The sequence below is a fragment of the Sorangium sp. So ce426 genome (assembly GCF_051475585.1).
Lineage (GTDB): Bacteria > Myxococcota_A > Polyangia > Polyangiales > Polyangiaceae > Sorangium > Sorangium cellulosum_B.
In genome coordinates this window covers 12,500,090-12,518,635 of record NZ_CP150341.1, presented here as the reverse complement: position 1 = coordinate 12,518,635, position 18,546 = coordinate 12,500,090, and the positions used below count along the sequence as shown (strand labels likewise).

10 protein-coding genes are annotated in these 18,546 nt (G+C 71.1%); 6 read left to right on the top strand and 4 right to left on the bottom strand.

All coding sequences use genetic code 11. The features are described from left to right. Nucleotides 1-182: 182 nt before the first annotated feature. Complete coding sequence (locus WMF44_RS46935; RefSeq protein WP_437296553.1) at nt 183-1,730, bottom strand: serine/threonine-protein kinase; 1,548 nt, start codon at nt 1,728-1,730, stop codon at nt 183-185. 198 nt (nt 1,731-1,928) lie between these two features. Here WMF44_RS46935 and WMF44_RS46930 point away from each other — a divergent pair, with 198 nt between their 5' ends. The 3 genes from WMF44_RS46930 to WMF44_RS46920 all read left to right on the top strand — a co-directional run bounded on the left by WMF44_RS46930 (nt 1,929) and on the right by WMF44_RS46920 (nt 8,331). After that, nucleotides 1,929-5,861: a serine/threonine-protein kinase gene (locus WMF44_RS46930; RefSeq protein WP_437301687.1), complete on the top strand. Its 3,933-nt coding sequence runs from the start codon at nt 1,929-1,931 to the stop codon at nt 5,859-5,861. Nucleotides 5,862-6,144: 283 nt separating this feature from the next. After that, entirely contained in the window at nt 6,145-6,888 is a 744-nt protein-coding gene (locus WMF44_RS46925) for a hypothetical protein (protein ID WP_437296552.1), read from the top strand. A gap of 78 nt (nt 6,889-6,966) precedes the next feature. After that, complete coding sequence (locus tag WMF44_RS46920) at nt 6,967-8,331, top strand: sigma 54-interacting transcriptional regulator (protein ID WP_437296551.1); 1,365 nt, start codon at nt 6,967-6,969, stop codon at nt 8,329-8,331. 146 nt (nt 8,332-8,477) lie between these two features. On the opposite strand, the gene WMF44_RS46915 is transcribed toward WMF44_RS46920, so the two are convergent. The 3 genes from WMF44_RS46915 to WMF44_RS46905 form a co-directional block, all read right to left on the bottom strand. Further along, nucleotides 8,478-9,944: a hypothetical protein gene (locus WMF44_RS46915; RefSeq protein ID WP_437296550.1), complete on the bottom strand. Its 1,467-nt coding sequence runs from the start codon at nt 9,942-9,944 to the stop codon at nt 8,478-8,480. 649 nt (nt 9,945-10,593) lie between these two features. Continuing rightward, nucleotides 10,594-11,988, bottom strand: a complete 1,395-nt coding sequence (locus WMF44_RS46910) for a pyridoxal-phosphate dependent enzyme (RefSeq protein WP_437296549.1) — start codon at nt 11,986-11,988, stop codon at nt 10,594-10,596. Between the two features lie 197 nt (nt 11,989-12,185). Then, nucleotides 12,186-13,913, bottom strand: a complete 1,728-nt coding sequence (locus tag WMF44_RS46905; RefSeq protein WP_437296548.1) for a PHP domain-containing protein — start codon at nt 13,911-13,913, stop codon at nt 12,186-12,188. 370 nt (nt 13,914-14,283) lie between these two features. Between WMF44_RS46905 and WMF44_RS46900 the strand changes: the two genes are divergently transcribed. The 3 genes from WMF44_RS46900 (at nt 14,284) to WMF44_RS46890 (ending at nt 18,466) form a co-directional block, all read left to right on the top strand. Further along, a complete protein-coding gene (locus WMF44_RS46900; RefSeq protein WP_437296547.1) occupies nt 14,284-15,660 on the top strand; it encodes an AAA family ATPase in 1,377 nt (458 codons plus the stop codon). A 227-nt stretch (nt 15,661-15,887) separates the two neighbouring features. Then, nucleotides 15,888-16,850, top strand: coding sequence for a hypothetical protein (locus WMF44_RS46895; protein WP_437296546.1), 963 nt, complete (start codon nt 15,888-15,890; stop codon nt 16,848-16,850). Nucleotides 16,851-16,852: 2 nt separating this feature from the next. Further along, on the top strand, nt 16,853-18,466 hold the full coding sequence (locus tag WMF44_RS46890) for a DUF262 domain-containing protein (RefSeq protein WP_437296545.1): 1,614 nt from the start codon (nt 16,853-16,855) through the stop codon (nt 18,464-18,466). Nucleotides 18,467-18,546 lie beyond the last annotated feature (80 nt).

Below are 18,546 nucleotides of genomic sequence, written 5' to 3'. Positions count from 1 at the left end.
CCCGCGCGCGCGGCTCACACCTCGTGCAGCTTCACCCGGCGCCGAAGGTAGTTGCTCAGGTCGATGCGGGTAACCGGCCCGACGAACTCGTCACCGTCGGTCAGGGCCGCCGCGAGCAGCGTCCCGGACGACGAGCCGGCGAGGATGCCCGTCCTGGCGCACTGGGCATGAGGGGCGGGTGATCAGCCCTGTCGTGTCCGTGGCGCTGTGATCCGGCGGAGCGCGCCCTCTTCTCCTGTCGTTGCGATCTCCAGATCGGAAAGGAGCTCGGGTGAGGCGAAGACGCCCTCTCCGGCTTGGTCTGGCACCCACGCCGCGACCTCCAGCAGCTTGCCGGCTGCGGGCGAGCCGTCGCCGGTATCCATGAGCTCTCCCGCGTGGAGGCACAGGCGCACATCGACCCTGGGATCGCGCCCGGAGCGGGCCTCGAGCCGCTGGTAGATCGCGAGCGCCGTGCGCACCACCTGGCGGCGCGCCTCCCTGTCCCCGGCCGGGTCGTCGGGACGATCCGCCGTGAGAAGCACGCTGCTGCCGGTCTGCGCCATGCTCGTGAGACCGGCGCTGACGAGCTCGGCGGCGATGAAGGGGAGGATGACCTCGAGATCCGCGAGCAATCCATCCTCCGGCTCCTCGAGGGCGCTCGGCTCGACGTGCACTTCGGCGTAGAGCGCGAGCGCCTGCCGCGCGCGCGCGGCAGAAGACAGCGCGCCCGTCCCGCCGCTCGCCTCCACCTTGGCCCTCAGCTCGCTCAGAAAGGCCGTGATCGTCGGGGTGCGCTCCCTGCGATCCTTGCTCATCGCACGGAGGATCACCTCATCCAAGGCGGGATGGACGCGCGCCCGGGTGCTCGGGCGCGGCGGGTCCACGTAGAGGTGCAGCTGGCGCAGCATCGGATAGGAGCGCTCGACGAAGGGCGGCTCGCCGACGAGCATCCGGTACGTCAGCACCCCGAGCGCGTAGACGTCAGCGCGAGAGTCGATCGACTCGCCGAGGATCTGCTCCGGGCTGATGCACGTCGGGGTCCCGACGATGTGCCGCGACGACGTGAGCGCAGGCCCCGGCGCATCGAGCAGCTTGGCCACGCCGAAGTCGAGCAGCACCACCCGCCGCCGCCCGCCCTGCTCGGCGAGAAAGACATTCGATGCCTTGATATCCCGGTGCACGATCCCACAGCGGTGCGCCGCATCGAGCGCGCTGCAAAGCGGCTCCAGGAGCGCGAGCACATCGGCGGCGGACAGGCGTCCGCGGGCGCGGAGGTGCTCGTCGAGACTACATCCCTCGAGCAGCTCCATGACATAGTAGGGGTGACCACGGCTGCCGAGCCGCCCGTGATCGAAGATCTCGACCACGTTCGGATGATCCAGGCGCTGTATCGCCTCGATCTCCCGCGCGAAGCGGACGACCGCATCGAGATCCGAGGCGAGGTCGGCGTGAAGGACCTTGAGCGCCGCAGCGGTGCCGCGCTCGGCGTGCGTGGCGCGATAGACGAAGCTGAAGCCACCCTGGGCAAGGGGGCGCTCGAGGATGTAGTCGCCGACGCGAGCCCCCCGCGGCAGGGTGCGGAGCGGCAGATGGGACGACGGCTCCTCCAGCGTGGGCGTGGCCTCGGCCTCCCGTATCGGAAGTGTGCTGTCGTCGAGGGCGCTCGGCGGATGAGCCACGGCCGCCGTCGCCAGCGCGGAAGGGGTATGTGAGCTGGGGAGCGTGTCGTCTTCCGTGGTTCGTGCCATGCGCCGGGCAACAACGATATCATGAGCGCCGCTCACGGCCCCCGCGCGCGGCGCGAAGGGAAAACCGATTTGCATCGCTGTCCATCGTGCCACAGGCGGATCGCAGAGGCGGCCCCGTGCCCCCGGCACGGCGGGCCGCCGCTTGGGCCTGCGCCCGCAGAGGCCCGCGGCGCAGCGCCGCGCGTCGAGGGCTTCCGTCTGACCGAGCTCCTCGGTCTGGGCGGCTTCGCTGCCGTCTGGGCAGGCTGGCGCGAGCGCGACGAGATGCCGGTCGCCGTCAAGGTCGGCCTGAGCGACGCGGAGCAGAGCGATGCGCGCTTCCAGCGCGAGGCCGGCGCTCTCGAGCGGATCGGCCCCCCACACGTGCCGCGCCTCTACGGGCAGGGGAGGCTCGACGATGGCCGACCGTGGATCGCCATGGAGCGGCTGCGAGGGCGCACGCTCGCGGCGGACCTCGCGGCGCTGCCCGCGCCGCCGGACCTGGGCTGGGCGCTCGGGCGAGCCGATGCGCTGCTCGTCGCGCTCGAGGCGGCGCATGCCCGGGAGGTGATCCACCGCGACGTGAAGCCGGAGAACGTCTTCCTCGTGCCAGCGAGCGGCAGCGGAGCGCGCGCCGGCGCCGCGGGGCGAGGCATTCCCGGCGCGGAGGAGCGCGTGGTCCTGCTCGATTTCGGCCTCGCCAAGCGGGGCTCTGGCGCCGAGGCGACCGGCGCCGAGCTCACGCGCGCCGGGACCGTCGTGGGGACGCCCGTCTACATGTCGCCCGAGCAAGCGCGCGGGGACCTGGCGATCGACGCGCGCGCCGACATCTACGCATTCGGCGTGATCCTGTTCGAGCTCCTGACGCTGCGACCGCCGTTCGTCGGCGACGCGAGCGCCATCGAGCACGGCCACCTCGCGCTGCGTCCGCCGCGCCCGACCGAGCTGGCCGCCGTCCCGGCCGCGATCGAGGACGTGGTGCTCGCGTGCCTCGCCAAGGAACCAGATCGCCGGCCCGCGAGCGTGTCGCTGCTCCGGCGCGCCCTCGCCGGGGCGGTCGCTGGCCTCGCCCGCGGCGCCGTCGTGGACGCTGGCCGCGCCCGCGGCGCTGTCGCCGCGGAGGCGGCCCCGCCCGAGAGCGCCGGGAGCGGTCGGCTCATCGCGGACGGGCGCGAGCCGGTCTTGGTGCTGGTCGCGGACGTCGGCGGCGCCGTGCCGCCGGCCGTCGCCGCGCTGGCGAGCCGCAAGGGGCTCGTCGTCCGCCAGCGCGGACGCCGCCTCGTGGCGCTGTTCTCGGGCCTCGACATCGAGCATCCGGCGCAGGCGGCGCTCGCCGCCGCGCGGGAGCTCGTCGACCGATGCGATGCGCGCGCGGGGCTCCACCTCGCGGGCGTCACCGTGCGCCGGAAGGGGAGGTGCGCGCCCGTCGCCTACGGCGCGGCGGTGGATCGCCCGGAAGGCTGGCTGCCGCCCGAGCCCTGGACCGGGGTCGTGCTCAGCGCGGAGATCGAACGCGTGCTGGTGGAGACCGAACCCACGCCCCCCTCGGCAGGCGCCGCGGCCGCGACGGGCGCCGTCGACGGCGAGGTACCCCTGTTCGGGCGGAGCGAGGTCGTCGAGGCGCTGCTGGCGAGCGCCGCCGCGGCCTTTGACGGCACGTGTCCCGGCCTGATGACGCTGCTCGGCGACGCGGGCCTCGGCAAGACGCGCCTCGCGAGCGAGGCGGCTGCCGTGGCGCGATCGCTCCATCCGGGGGCGCTGGTGCTCTCGATGCGCGCGGCGCAGCCGCTGTCGTGCGAGCTCGCGCGAGACGCGGAGGAGATCCTGCGCGCCGCGCTGGGCGCGCAGGAAAGGCCGCCGGCCGACGTCGAGGCGTTCTGCGCGGAGCGGCTCGGCCACGAGATCGGGCGCGCGGCGGGGCCGTCCGTGGCGGCGGCGCTCGGGTGGGGCGCCCCGTCCGGCGGCGCGTCGCACGACCACGAGCTCCGGCGGGCGATCGCGGAAGGGCTCCGCCGGCGCGCGCGCCGCGGGCCGGTGGCCGTGATCCTCGACGACGCGCACTGGGCGGGCGACGCGTTGCTCGATGCCCTCGAGGTCGCGACGCTCGACGGCGCCGGCGTGGCGCTCTGGGTCGTGGTCGCCGCGCACCCGCGGTTCGAGCAGCTCCGCCCCGGGTGGGGTACCCGCACGCAACGCTTCGAGAAGAGGGCGCTTTCGCCGCTCGACGAGGGCGCCGGGATGCGGCTCGCGGCGGAGCTTCTCCTGCCGGCGGAGTACCCGCCGGCGGACACGCTGAGGCGGCTCGCCGCGTGGGCCGGCGGCAATCCGGCGTGCCTTGCGGCGATCGTCCGGGCGCTGAAGCGGGCCGGGATCGTGCGCCAGCGGTCGAACACAGGCAGCTATTACGCGGCGACCGCGGCGCCCGAAGGCCTGGCGTCCTCGCCTGGGTGGCAGTGGCTGGCCATGCGGAGGCTCGAAGCGCTGCCGCCGGAGCTCGCGGCGTGCGCGCGGCTCTGCGCGGTGCTCGGGGCCTCGTTCACCAGGGCGGAGCTGGAGTGGGTCCAGGACGCCGCCGATCGGGCCGGTGGGGCCGGGTCGCCGGTGGACGCGGGCTTCGGCCTGAGCGCGCTGGTCGAGCGGGGCATCCTGGAGCGCGCGCCGCGCGCGTCGCGCGCGCCAGGTGAGCGGTACGCGTTCCAGAGCGGCGTCTTCCGGGACTCGGTGATCGAGCTGCTCCATCCGGAGCACCGCAGGGACACCCACCGGTACGCGCTGGCCTTCTGGCGAGCGCGGGTCTCCGCCGGGGATGCGACCCCGGAGACCCTCGCCTCGCTGGCGCGGCACGCGAGCGCGTGCGGAGCCAGCGAGGAGGCGGCGGAAGCCTACGTGAAGCTCGGGGACATCGCGCTCTCGGCTCACCGGCACGTCGAGGCCGACCAGCACTACACTGCGGCCCTCGGGCGCATCTCCGAGGCGGACCTGCGCCGGCGCGCGCTCGCGCTCGCGGGCCGGGGCAGGGTACGCTACCGAGCGCACCGGACGCGGGAAGCCATCGAGGATCTGACCGTGGCGCGCGAGCTCGGCGAGCGCCTCGCCGACGAGGTGCTCGTCGCGGAGATCCTCCTGGAAGAGGCCACCCTGCTCGACTGGACCGGGGATTACGAAGGGTCGGCGCGGCGCGTGGAGCAGGCGCGCCCCCTCGTCGCGCGGTCGGGCTCACCGCGGCTCGCGGTCCGGCTCGTGGTGGCCGATGGGCGCAGGTGCGTGCGGACAGCGCAGGTGGCGCAGGCGATCGCGCTCCTGGAGAAGGGCGCCGTCGAGGCGGAGGCGCTCGGCGATCACGACAGCCGGATCGTCGCGCTGCTGCTCCTGTCGGTCGAGCTGGCGCACGCGGGCTCGTTCAGCGAGGCAGAGGAGCGCGCGCGCGAGGCGATCGACCTCTGTGCAAGGGTCCACGATCTGCCGCACCTGTGCGTCGCATACATGAACCGCGTCGTGCTCTGGACGCTGAAGAAGTCGCCGTCCCGGGCCACGGAGGATCTCCAGCGCGTCATCTCGCTCGCGCGCGAGATCGGCAACCCGTGGCTGGAGCGCGTGGCGACCTACAACGTCGCCGAGCTGCTCTACTGGAGCGACCGGCGCGAGGACGCGCTCGTGCTCGCCCGCCGGGCGCATGTCCTGGAGCGGCGGTTCATCGAGCGCCCGGTGCCCGAGTGTTCCCTGCTGCTCGCGCGGATCCTGGCCACGGCGGAGCAGGACGACGAGGCGCGCGAGCTCATCGCCTGGGTAGCGGGCTCCTGCCCGCCAGAGCCGGGGGCGCACGCTGCGTTTGCGTGCTTCCGGATGCTCCAGGCGCTGCTGATCGACGAGACGGGGCGCGTCGTCGGTCCCCATGAGACGGTGGCCCATGAGACGGTGGATGGAGCGATGGGCGCCGCCGGCAGCACGGGGAGCCTGCTGTTCGCCGATGAGCTCCTGGAGATCCTGTACTGGCGTGCTCGCCTCGCCCTCCGGGACCGGCGAGAGGCCGACGCTTCTGCGGTCGTGCGCAAGGCGCAGGCCATGCTGGAGGAGCACCCGGCGTGGCGGGATCGCTTCGATGGCCTCGCGCGCGCCCTCGAGAAGGTGCTGGCTGGGCCATGCAGCACCTGAGGGCTTCAACATGCAGGTACCGCCGGATCTCGGCCGCATGGGTGTTGCACGACTCACGTGCTTCGCGCGGCGGCGCGGCCATTTCTCATGCAGGGCCTGCTCCTGCCGGGGCGGGCCGCTGAAGCAGGGGGCCGGCCTGCGCCTTGCACAGCTTGCTCGCCGAGCACATGCGGTCGGCGCCGCGCGCTCCGGGGGGATCATGTCCATTTCACGAGCGTTCAGCGCTGTCACAACGGTTTTTTCTCTCTTCATCGCCGGATGTGGGGCAGAGCGGCACAGCGGCATGAGCTCGCGCACCGAGGAGCAGGACGCGATCATCGTCATGAACGGAGACGATCCTGCGTTCTTCTGGCGATCCGCGACGCAGCAAGCCTTGCGCGCCATGGCTGAGGTGCCGCTCGAGGGATCAAGCGGCGAGCTCACCGACACCCCGCTGCTCGCGAGCGCAGAGGGGCGGCGGCTCCTCTCCTACGTGGTCCTCTGCGCGCTCCCTGGAGGCGAGGCGCTGCGCGGTGAGGCCGCGGGGGTCTCCTTCGAGGGCGCGGTCGGCCTCGCGCCACGGTGGATATCCTCGCCTCTCGAGGACGTCGAGACACAGCGGTGGATGACGGCGTGCCTGCTTCAGACGCTCAACGGCCTCAGTATGGAAGTGGAGGTCCGGATGACGGGGAGCCATCCGGCGCTTGCCGGGCGCGCGGGGGCCGCGCCGTCCGAGTTCACCACCCCGGATGCCACGATGTTCGGCAACCTCTTCCATCCGGACAGCCCGGCTGCTTTCGCCTGCGTCGACAACGCGGATGTGGCGGCGTGCGGCGCCGACTGGAGCGGGCATTCGGTCCAGCGGATCTGCGGCATCTCGCCCACGTGTGGCGTCACCCTCCTTGGCCCGTGCTCCCTCGCCTGCGCTCGCGACGCGGACGGCCGCTCGACGTGTGACACGCCGAGAGACGGCCGCTACGTGGAGGCCATCTCCACGAGCCTGCATCGCAGTATCTCTCTCGACTCGTTCGCGCCCTGCAGCCTGTGACGCGCCGGACGGGCTCAGCGCTCGCCTGTGTGCGCGCCGAGAGCGCGGGTCGGTCGCTCGTGTGGTAGCTTGAGGTCGATGGCCTCGGAGCGACCCCCCTGTCAAGATGTCGGCGCGACAGCGGTGCTGGAGGCGCGCCCCCGCGAGGTGGCGTTCAGCCGGTTCCACGTCCAGGTGCAGCGCGGCCCTGATCAGGGCGCCTCGCAGGTGGCAGATGCGCCGGAGCTCGTGATCGGCTCCGCCCGCGGCAACCAGCTTGTCCTGACCGACCAGGCCGTGTCGCGGCACCACTGCGTGATCACCGTCACGCCACAGGGGTTTCTGCTCCGGGACCTCGGGAGCACCAATGGCACGAGGGTTTCGGGGATCCGCGTCGAGGCCGCGTACCTCGATCCGGGGGCGCTGATTGGCGTGGGCCAGTCCACGCTCCGCTTCGACGTCCTCCCGGACGAGATCCGCGAGCCGCTCGGCGACGAGGACCTCTCCGGGCGCGTCCTCGGGCAGAGCACCGCGATGCGGCGTATCTTTGCCATGCTGCCGCGGGTCGCGGCGTCCGACTCGACGGTGCTCCTCGAAGGGGAGACCGGCACCGGCAAGGGGCTCTTCGCCGAGCTCATCCATCAGCAGAGCCGCCGCGCCTCGGGGCCGTTCGTCGTGATCGACTGCGGCGCCATCCCACCCACGCTCATCGAGTCCGAGCTGTTCGGGCACGCCAAGGGGGCCTTCACGGGCGCGCAGCAGGCGCGGGCGGGCGCCTTCGAGGCAGCGCGCGGGGGGACGGTGCTGCTCGACGAGCTCGGCGAGCTCCGACTCGACCTGCAGCCCAAGCTGCTTCGCGCCCTGGAGGAGCGGACGATACGGCGCGTCGGCAGCCTCGACCCGATCCGCCTGGACGTGCGGGTGATCGCCGCCACGAACCGCGATCTGCGCCAGGAGGTGAACCGGGGCAACTTCCGCTCCGATCTCTTCTATCGGCTGAACGTGGTCCGGATACGCGTCCCGTCGCTTCGGGAGCGCCGCGAGGACATCCCGCTGCTCGTCGCGCACTTCTACCGGCAGTTCGCCGACGGGGCCAAGCCGCCCCTGGAGCTCGTGGAGGCGATGGCGCGCCACGACTGGCCGGGCAACGTCCGCGAGCTGCGCGGCGCGGTCGAGCGGGCCGTGCTGCTCGGGGATCCGCTCCTCTGGCGGGAGGGCGCGGCGACCGAGGGCGAGGCCGCGCAAGGCGAAGCCCGCGAGAACGTCTTCAGGGAAGACGATCTGTCGCTGTCGTTTCGTGAGGCGAAAGAGCGAGTCATCACGCTCTGGGAACGCGCTTATGTCCACGCGTTGATCCGCGCCAATGGCAGCAATGTCTCGCGCGCGGCGCGGGCGGCGCGGATGGATCGCAATTACCTGCGGGAGCTGCTTCGCCGGCACGGCGTCCTGGCGACCGACGTCTGAACGTCCGTGGGCCATCGCTGGCGCCGACGTGCAGGGCGGCCCGGCAAGCGATCATGACACCGCATCCAACCGGGAGGAGGGCGTGGAGGAGTTCCCCGGTTCGCCCTCCCATGGTCACGGTCGAACCCAGCCGCGGCGACCTCGGATCACATCGGCGTGCGGAACATGGCCTGCGCGGAGCAGAGGACGTGGGTCACCGCCTCCGCCTGCGCGTCGCTGGCGGCCGCCGCGGTGAGCGTCGGCGCGAGCGCCTCGACCCCCGCCGCGAACTTCGCGTAGGCCTCGACGATGCCGTCCAGCTCGGCGTCGAGGCTGGCCGACGCGCTCGGGTCGGCGTGCGCCTCGGCGTCGAGGTAGGCCGAGAGCGCGGCCTTCAGGTCGGCGTCGAGCTGCGCGTTGAGGTCGACCGTGGCATCGAGCACCGTCCGCAGCGCCGCCTCGGCGTCGGCCGTGGCGCCCACCAGGAGGCCGAGCGCACCGCCGGCCTCGGCCTGCGCCTCGCCGGAGAGGCTCGCGACGAAGTCGGCGCGCGCGGTCGTGATCGCGTCCACGCTGGCTGCTGCGGCCACGTCCGCCGTCAGCTTGGCGCCTGCGTCCGCGATCGCATCGACGGTGGCCTGCGCGGCGCCGCTCAGCTTGGCGATCTCCGTGGTCGCCTGCGCGGTCGCGCGCGCCTCCAGCTGTGCGGCGGCGTGGGCGCAGGCGAAGAGGACCACCTCTACGTCCGCGGACGCGTCGAGCTCCGCGCTGAGCGCGGCGCGGAAGGTCATGCTGGCCGCGGCCTGCGCCTGGGCGCGCACGTCGGCGGTGGCTCCCGCGGCGTCCAGCGCGGCGTCGACCTCCGCGAGGAACTGAGCGGTCGCCTCGCCGGCGGGAACCTCGCTGTCCAGCGCCGCGTTCAGTGTCTGGGCGGCCTCCAGCTCCGCGCTGGCGAGCGCGTCCGCGTCGATGTTCGCGCCCGCGGCTGCGAGCGCGCGCAGCTCCGCGTGGTGCGCTCCCAGGGTCGCCCCCGCGATCGCGTTCACGACCGCCTTGGTCTCGGCGCCGGCCGACGCCGCGGCCGCGACCGCGGCGGCGAGCTCCGCGTCGACGAGCGCGCGCACGTCCGTCGCCACGGTGGCGTCCACCGCGACGCTGGCGGCGAGATCGATGAGCACGAGCGCCTCGACCGAGCTCTCGGTCGAGATCGGCGCCGCGACGGCGATCTCGCCCGCGGCGCTCCCTGCCGCATCGAGGAACGCGGAGCCGATCACCTGGCCCGAGCCGTCGAGGGCCTGCACGATGAGCGGCTTTGCGTCCACCGGGACCTCCGCGGAGAAGGCCCCCTCCGCGTCGATCGTGGTCTCTGCCAGCGGCTCGAGTGCTCCGCTCTCGAGCAGATGAGAGACGCGGACCGTCCTCGTGTTCGCGACGGTGCTCTCGCCGGCGAGGCTGTGGTCGTGAGACCCGGCGCCCTCGTCGGTCACGTGTCCGTTGACGATCGCGAGTGCGCCGTCTCCGGTCTGCGGATCGCCGTCCGAGGACGAGCCACCGGAACCGGAAGAACATCCCAAGGCCATCGAGACGCCAATCACCAAGGCCAACACGCTGCACTTCGAAGAGATGGTTCTCATGCTCACTCCTGTGTTTGCGGTGTACGCTCCGCGCCGCTGGGCCATGTCGTTCGGACGAGCCGACGAACCCCCTGCGACGCGATCACGACGTGATCACGAGGCGATTTGCGGAGGTGGTCGCCGGACGGTGCCGACAGGAAGCAGGGTTCGCGCTGCGCGCCTGCTGTCCTGACCTACTAGCAGGCTGCGTGCCGCCGGCGCTGCGCGCCTGGCCCGCGGGGAAGGCACCGCAGGCCCGCGCGTCTTCGGCATGGAATCGACGGATCCGAAGGTGCGAATCGACCGGGTGTCACGAGCGCGAAGGGGTGTCGGTTGCTGGGGACAGCCAGCAGTGCCGCAGGCTGCCGCAAGCAGCGGCCGTCGACTTCCGTTCCGGATTGGACGTCCATGTAAGTGCGTTGATGTCGACCTGCGCATGGTCGGATGAACTCGGCCACGTCCTCCGCGCCGACGCGCAGCGGGCCCGAGCGGGAGGGGCGCGATTACCAACCACGACAGCCCCGGCCTCCGGGGGCTGATCCAGATGGGCCGGGTTCTCGATGTAGTAGCCGCCGGCGCCGAGGAAGACCCTGTGCTGCTCGAACGTCTCGCTCGGCCCCGGGTCGGTCGACATCGTATCGATACCGATGCAGCGCCCCGCGCGCGCGGCTCACACCTCGTGCAGCTTCACCCGGCGTCGCAGGTAGTTGATCAGGTCGATGCGGGTGACCAGCCCGACGAACTCGTCACCATCGGTCACGATCGGCACGAGCCCCGCGTCGAACATCGGAAGGAGCTCCCGGATCGGCGTCCGCACGTCGACCGTCCGGAGCCGCGTCGTCATCGCGGCCTCGACCGGCTGGCGGAAGCGCGTCACGTCGTCGACGGCCGCGAGGAGGAGGTCGGACTCGTCCAGGATGCCGATGATCTTGCCGTCCTCCAGGACGGGCAGCTGCGACACGTCGTAGAGCTTCATCCTCGCATAGGCCACGAGGAGCGCGTCCGACCGCTGCACCGTGACCACCGCCCTGTCGGCGTGGCGGCGCGTGATCACGTCGCGCAGATCCCCTGTCGGCGCGCGGTCGGTGAAGCCCTGATCGGCCATCCAGAAATCGTTGTACATCTTCGACAGGTACTTGTTGCCGCTGTCGCAGACGAGGGTACAGACGCGCTTCGGCGACGACTGCTCGCGGCAATAACGCAGGGCCGCCGCGAGCAGCGTCCCGGACGACGAGCCGGCGAGGATGCCCGTCCTGGAGAGCAGCAGCCGCGCCGTCTCCAGGCTCTCCCGGTCGGAGATCGTGTAAGCGCGCTTGACATGGGAGAGGTCGAGGATCGGAGGGAGGAAGTCCTCCCCGATGCCCTCCACGAGCCACGAGCCCGCCTTGCCGAGCTTGCCGGTCTTCACGTAGCCCGCCAGCACCGAGCCCTCCGGATCGGCGAGCACCATCTCGCAGCGCGGCTGCGCCCTGGCGAAGTAGCGCGAGAGCCCTGTCATGGTGCCGCCGGAGCCGACGCCGCACACCATCGCGTCGATCCTTCGATCGAGCTGCGCGTCGATCTCGGGGCCCGTCCCTGTCTCGTGGGCGAGCGCGTTCGCCGGGTTCTCGAACTGGTTCACGTAGAACGCGCCCTCCTCGCGCGCGATGCGGGCGGCGAGGTCCTGGTAATAGCTCGGGTGGCCCTTCTCGACGTCGGAGCGCGTCATCACCACCTGCGCGCCGAGCGCCCTCAGGTGGAACACCTTCTCCTGGCTCATCTTGTCCGGGATGACGAGCGTGAGCCGGTAGCCCTTCTGCGCCGCGACGAGCGCCAGGCCGAGCCCTGTGTTGCCCGCCGTCGCCTCGACCACGTGGCGCCGCTCGCCCCCGAGCTGGCCGGCGCGCTCGGCCGCCTCGATCATCGACAGGCCGATGCGATCCTTGATGCTGCCCCCCGGGTTCTGGCTCTCCATCTTGAGGAAGAGCTCGCACGGGCCGGCGTCGAGCTGAGTCACCTGGATCATCGGGGTGTGCCCGATGAGAGCGACGATGTTCTCTGCGGGCGCAGCGGTCGGCATGGGCATTGGCATGACAGCTCAACGGTCACACGACGCGCACCGTCTGTCGAGGTGGTGCCAGCGATGACGCGCGCGTCACGCGCGTCGCATGGGCGGCGTGGGCCGCGCAGGGTTGCCGCGGACGGCCGACCTCTGGACCGAAGCGACCTTCGCGGCGTCCGGGCCGCACGCTGCCACGCTCAGAGGCGCGATCAGGGACGCGATCAGGCGGGCCGGACCGCCTTCTGGAACGCGGCCGGGCCGAGCGCGTTCAGCACCTCGCCCCGGCGGAGGCCGCCTCGCCGCGCGGTCCCCACGCCGAAGCGCAGGTTGTGGAGCGCGCGCGTCGAGTGTGCGTCCGTCGAGACGACGAAGCGGATACCGCGCTTGCGCGCCTCCTTGATCCACCGGGGCTCCATGTCGAGGCGGTACGGGTCCCCGTTCACCTCGATGGCGGCCCTCGACTCGGCCACGGCGTCGAGCACCTCCTCGACGCGGCACGCGAACGGCTCGCGCCGCTGGATGAGCCGGCCGAGCGCGTGCCCCCAGATCTTGAAGACCGGCAGCCGCATGGCGCTGACGAGCCTGCGCGTCATCTGGTCCGCGTCCATCTTCATGCGCGAGTGGATGCTCGCGATGACCACGTCGAGCTGCTCCAGGATCGCGTCCGGATAATCGAGTCTCCCCGACTCGAGGATATCCGACTCGGTGCCTCGGAGGAGCTTCACGCTCACGCGCTCCTGGACGCGGGCGATCTCGTCCCACTGCTGCTTCAGCCGGTCGAGGCCGACGCCGTTCGCGTAGTGGGCGGCGGGCGAGTGATCGGTGATGGTGAGGTATTTCATCCCCATCGCCTCGGCCTCCAGGGCCATCTCCTCGATCGTGTTCTTGCCGTCCGAGTACACCGTGTGGCAGTGCACCATGCCCTGGATATCGCCCTGCTCGACGAGCTCGCCCTCGCGGCCCGCCCGCGCGGCGCGCTCGATGGCGGCGATGATGTCCTCCGCGCTCTCGCGGAGCTCGGGCGCGATGTACGGGACGCCGATGTGCTCGTAGAGGTCCTCTTCCGTCTTCACGGAGAGGCGCTTCTTGCCCCGCCAGAGCCCTCTCTCGTCGAGCGTGAGCCCCAGCTCGCGCGCGAGCGCGCCGAGGGCCGAGAGGTACTCGGGCGCCCCCGTCCGGTGGTGAAGCGCGGCCGCGTAGTCCCGGGGCGGCACGCAGAGGAGCTCGCCGCGCAGGCCGCCCGAGAGCCTCACCCTGCAACGCGCGTCGCCGCGCGCCTCGACCTCGGCGACCTGCGGGGACCGGACGAAGCAGTCGATCACCTGCGCGGCGTCGTCCGCCGCGGCCACGAGGTCGATGGCCGGCACCGCCTCTTCCCAGCGCCGGATCGAGCCCGCGAGATCGGCCTGCTCGGTCGCCTCGCAGCCGCGCACGTGGGCGAGGAGCGGCTCGGCCGCCTCGAGCGCGTCGACGAGCAGGACGCGCTCGTCGCGCGCCTCGTGGCGGGCTATCCCCTCGAGCAGGCTCGCCTCGGTCTTCGCCCCGAAGCCCTTCACCGCCCTGACCTTCCCGGCGAGACAGGCCCTCTTCAGCTCCTCCACGCTGCCGATGCCGAGCGCCTCGTGGAGCGCCTTCATCCGCTTGAGGCTCATCCCAGGCACTTGGGCGAGCTCCAGCACGCCGCTGGGCAGCTCGGCGCGGAGCTCCTCGAGCTGCGCGGAGCGCCCCGTCTGGTAGAGCTCGGCGATCTGGGCGGCGAGCGCCGGGCCGATGCCCTTGATGCCGGTGAGCTTCTTCTCCCGGACGAGCGCGCCGAGGTCGTCCGTGAGCTGCTCCAGCGCCTCGGCCCCCGTCTCGTAAGCGCGCGCTCTGAACGGGTTCTCGCCCTTGATCAGGAGGAGCGCGCCCGTCTCGCGGAGGGCGCGGGCGATGTCGAGCTTGTCGAGCATGGGTCGTGGCAACTCTAGCACCTGCGGCTCGCGGACCGGAGGACAGGAGGTGTGGCTTTTTGCAACGAGGCAGCTTGCCACAGATACGCGTCCAGCCCCCGCCACGGCGGACGACATTCCACGTCCAGAGCGGCGGAAGACGCTCCTCGCCCACGATCCTCCCGTGGAGCAGTTCGCCCCCCAGCTCGATCCGGCGTCGCCTCACCGCCGACCCAACATCGCGCGCCAGACGACGGCCCCCAGGCGGAGGCGCGCGTCGCGCACGGCCGCCAGGGGAGGCGGTGGAGCAAGGTCACGCGCCGAGGGCGCAGGACGCTCGGCCCGACGCCCCCCACCCGAGCTTGAGACGGCGAAAGCTCTACCGATTCCTATGCCCCGAAGCCTGCTCGATGGTCTCCCACGGCGCCGAACCGGTGCGCCGGCGCGCCGACGACGAACTTTCCACGGGAGGGAGGGCGCACTATGCTCCAGCGAGAGAGCGTTCATGCCCCGCCTGCGCCGCATCTTCGTCGAAAACTACCGCGCCTTCGAGCGCGGGCTCGACCTCGACCTCCGCCCCCTGACGCTTATCTACGGGAAGAACAACGCGGGCAAGAGTTCGGTCGTGCGGCTCGCTGGCATCCTCCACGACTCCGTCACGGAGGGCAGCAAGAGCCCGTTCGAGCTCGGCGGCGCCGCGGGGGGCAACGCGTCCTTCAGGGATGTCCTCAATGCGCGGGCGCGGGACGAGGGCAAGTCTTTCCTGGAGCTCACGCTCGGCTGGGACGACGACATCGAGGCTTCCTGGCGGATTGGTCTTCACGAGCCAGGGGGTGTGGATCGGGTCAGGGTCGAGCAGCTGCTGGTCAAGAACGGCGGCGCGCCGGCCCACTACGCCGCGCCCAAGGTCCTGGAAGCAATCCCTCCCGCGGGCGCCACGCACGTCCCGGAGCTCTCGTTCGGCGGACTCGTCCCGCTCGAAGCCCCCGCCCTCCCCGTTGCCGTGTCGGATTTGCGCGCGCGGCTGCGGGAGATTCACGGGCGCGTCCAGTACCTGTCCGCCGTGCGAGCTCCCTCGCCAAAGAGCGTTGAACCGCGGGGCGTTACGCCCGATCTTTCGGCCGACGGGAGGGAAGCGCAGGAGATCCTGCTCTACGACCGCGCTGTGCAAGCTGAGGTCGAGGCCTGGCTCCGAACCGAGGTCGACCGCGACCTTCGAAGGGAGCGCATGGGAGACAACAGCTGGCGCTGGCTCCTTCCTCCCTGCGCGGCGCCGACGCTCTCCATCCCCTTTGCCTCCACCGGAGAGGGCATGACCCAGGTGCTCCCGATCCTGGTGGCGCTCGCGCAACGCTGGGGCAAGGACCGCCCCGATGGCAAGCGGATGTTCGCGCTCGAGGAACCGACGACGCACCTGCACGACGATCTCCAGATCCGGCTTGCACGGCACTTCGCCTCCATCGCGATGGCAGCCGAGCCCCCGGTCGTCCTGCTGGAGACCCACGCCCGCCCGCTGCTGCTCGGCGTACAGCTCGCCATTCTGAAGGAAGGGTTGGACCCCGCGCGGGTGATCCTCTACTGGGTGGACCAGGACGAGACGGGCGCGAGCCACGCGGAGCCGGTGGAGTTCGACACAAATGGGCTCCCCAAGAGCAGCACCCTGCGCACAGCCTTCACGGAGGAGCGGCGCCTCCTCCAGGAGTTGAGCAGAGCGCACCTCCGCGGCCCGGTGTACGAAGCCCCCAAGGAGGAGCCTCCGACGCGATGATCGTCATCGTCGATCGGCGCCTCTTCCAGAAGGGCCTGCCCGCTCTCGTGCGCTGCCTCCAGTTCGTGTTCGCGGCGAGCACGCGGGAGCACGTGCTGCTGACCGACCCCCCATGGAACGCCGAGGACGACGCCCACCCGGTGCGCGTATGGCTCAGCGCCCTCTCAGCCGAGATCCAGGAGGCGGTGCAGAATGAGCTCGAGCGGAGCCTCGACAAGGCCACGACCATGGCCGCGCACGCCGCCAAGCTCCGCGTGCAGCCCATCGCGGAGAGCCGCTGGGAGGACGGCGTGCTCACCCCCGAGGACGCGCTCCGCGCCATGTACACACCGCTATGGCTCGCGCTGGAGAACGGACGCAACGATCTGCAATTTCTCCGTCGTATCCTGGAGGGGCGCGATCGTGCGGAGCTGGACAGATGCATTGCCGAAGGGCTCGTCGAAATCCCGCTCGGCGGCGGCACGGGAGAGCTCGCGGCCTTCCTGACGAGGCTCAAGGAGCCCGACGGGGCGACGGGCTGGATTCGCCGCCTCCGGAGCTGGGCCATGTTCGATCGGGACGCACACCCCAGCGATCGACGCCTGCCGTCGAAGGAGTCAGAGGACCTCCACGGCCACGTGGCGGCCATGCAGAAACCCTGGCCCTTTCCGGGGCACCAACTCGGCCGGCGTACCATCGAGAACTACCTGCCATTCGAGGCGCTCGACATGTGGGTGGAAGGCGGAAAAGGGCACGACAGGACGAGGCGCCGCCAGCAGGTAGAGGCGTTCAAGTCGGCCGACTTCGGACCGACGCGGCGCGCGTGCTTCAGCATGAAGGATGGTTTCGAGAAGGACGTCGCTCAGGAGGTCCGCGATGAGCTGAATCAGCGCAAGGAAAAGCAGTACAAGCTCAAGCGACAACGCCGCCAGCTCCTCCCTCGCAACCCACCGCAAAACCAGCGGGCCATCGCGCGTCCGACCGTGAGATGGCTGAAAGAGACGGAGTTGCCCGTGGTCTTCCAGGGGATGCAGAACGAGGCGTTCCGCAACCGACTGAACCGTGGCTTCGGGAGGAACATCGCGGATCTCTACTGCGAGGACGAGGACACGAAGATCGACGACATCTGGTTTCATCGCGTCTTCGAACTCGATCCCGCCGCGCAGGCCTGGCGCAAACGGCTCGTGGAGAGCCTCTGGAGCGTGCTCTGAACATGAGCCGGATGTTCGACACGCCGGTCCTGCCCCGGCTTCCCGAGCTGCTCCAGGAGGTGCACGAGGGCACGATCCAGGTCCCCGAGTTTCAGCGCGGCTACGCGTGGTCGGACGAGCAGCGGCTCCGGTTGATGGACAGCATCTGGCGCGGCATTCCGATCGGCAGCCTGCTCGTCTGGCGCACCACGTCGGATCGGGGGATCCGGGTCAAGACGCAAATCGGCCCCTGCCCCCTGCCCCAGGGCCAGCGTTCGGGCGCTCGCGGATATCTCGTTGACGGCTTGCAGCGCGTCACCACGCTGTACTCGGCCCTGATGCCGCTCCCCGAGGGCGTGGAGCAGGACGGCGAGGGGCGCCGCTGGCCCATCTACTACGATCTCGCCGCCCCGCCCAGCGACGACCTGCGCTTCCGATTGCGCCACGGCCGGCAGAACGCGCCGTCCACGTGGATACCGCTCGCGTGCTTGCTCGACGACGATCTGTTCTTCAAGTTCCGCACACAGCTCGTGGACATGGGGCGGCGGGATCTTCTGCAGGAGGCGCGGCGGCTGGAGAGCCGCTTCCGCAGCTACGTCGTGCCCGTAGTCCCGCTGGTCTCGGACGACCAGGAGCTGGTCACCGAGGCGTTCGCCCGGGTGAACAGCTACGGCCAGGACCTCGACGAAGGGGACATGGCCCACGCTCTCACGCTGGGGAGGACCTTCAGCTTCAACGACGAGCTGGCCGTCATCTCCGAGCAGCTCTCTCCGATGGGCTTCGGCGAGCTCGATCGCAAGACCATCATCGCCGCACTGAAAGGGATGTGGGATCTCGACATCTACAAGTCGGGCGCCAAGGGGCTGAAGCTCAAGCTCGAATCGCAGGACGGCCGAGATCTGCTCCGCGCGTTCCCCGAGATCTTCGCCCCGGTCGCCGATTTGCTGCGTGAGTTCGGGGTCTACGGTCCCGGAAGCCTGCCTTACGCCTACCAGCTCGTCGCCCTGGTGCGGGCGCGTCACGTCATCGGCGAGCCTGGCCTGCGGCAGGCTCGGCCGGCGCTGGAGCGGTGGTTCTTCTGGACGAGCTATCACGAGCACTTCACCGGCATGACGAGCGGTCAGCTCCGACAGGAGTTCGAGCGTGTCGAGGCGCTGATCCGGGGACATCACCTGGCGAACTTGATGGCGCGGCCCGTGGTCCAGCCCGTGGACAAGCTGCGGCTCAACTCGGTGCGCTCGCGCCTCGCCCTGCTCGTGATGGCGACCGCGGGCGACCGCGAAGCCGGCGGCGACACGCAGAGGCGCCTCTACGGCGCGATGGGCAACGAGGCGCTGCATCGCCTCTTTCCGGAGCGATCGGCGCACGATCTGGCGAACCGGGTCATCGCCAGCGACGACGGTCTAGCACAGCTCCGCGCATGGATCGGCGCGCCGGGCCCGGGTCTGCCGGGGCTCGAGAGCAATCGCGATGTCGAGCTAGCGGCTCGCCATCTGCTTCCAGCGGACGATAGAACGCGTACCCCGGAGACGGTGCTCGGCTGGCGCTACCAGCGGCTGTGGCGCGAAGAGCGTGACCTGATCCAGCATTTTGGCGGATCCTGGGAGCTCCCCGAAGGCGAAGATCTGGACGACTGAGTCACCAAAGACGATAGGAAGTCGGGCCAACGTTGGGGACGCTCGCGTGCGCGTTGGATCGCGCTGCCAGCCATGGCCGC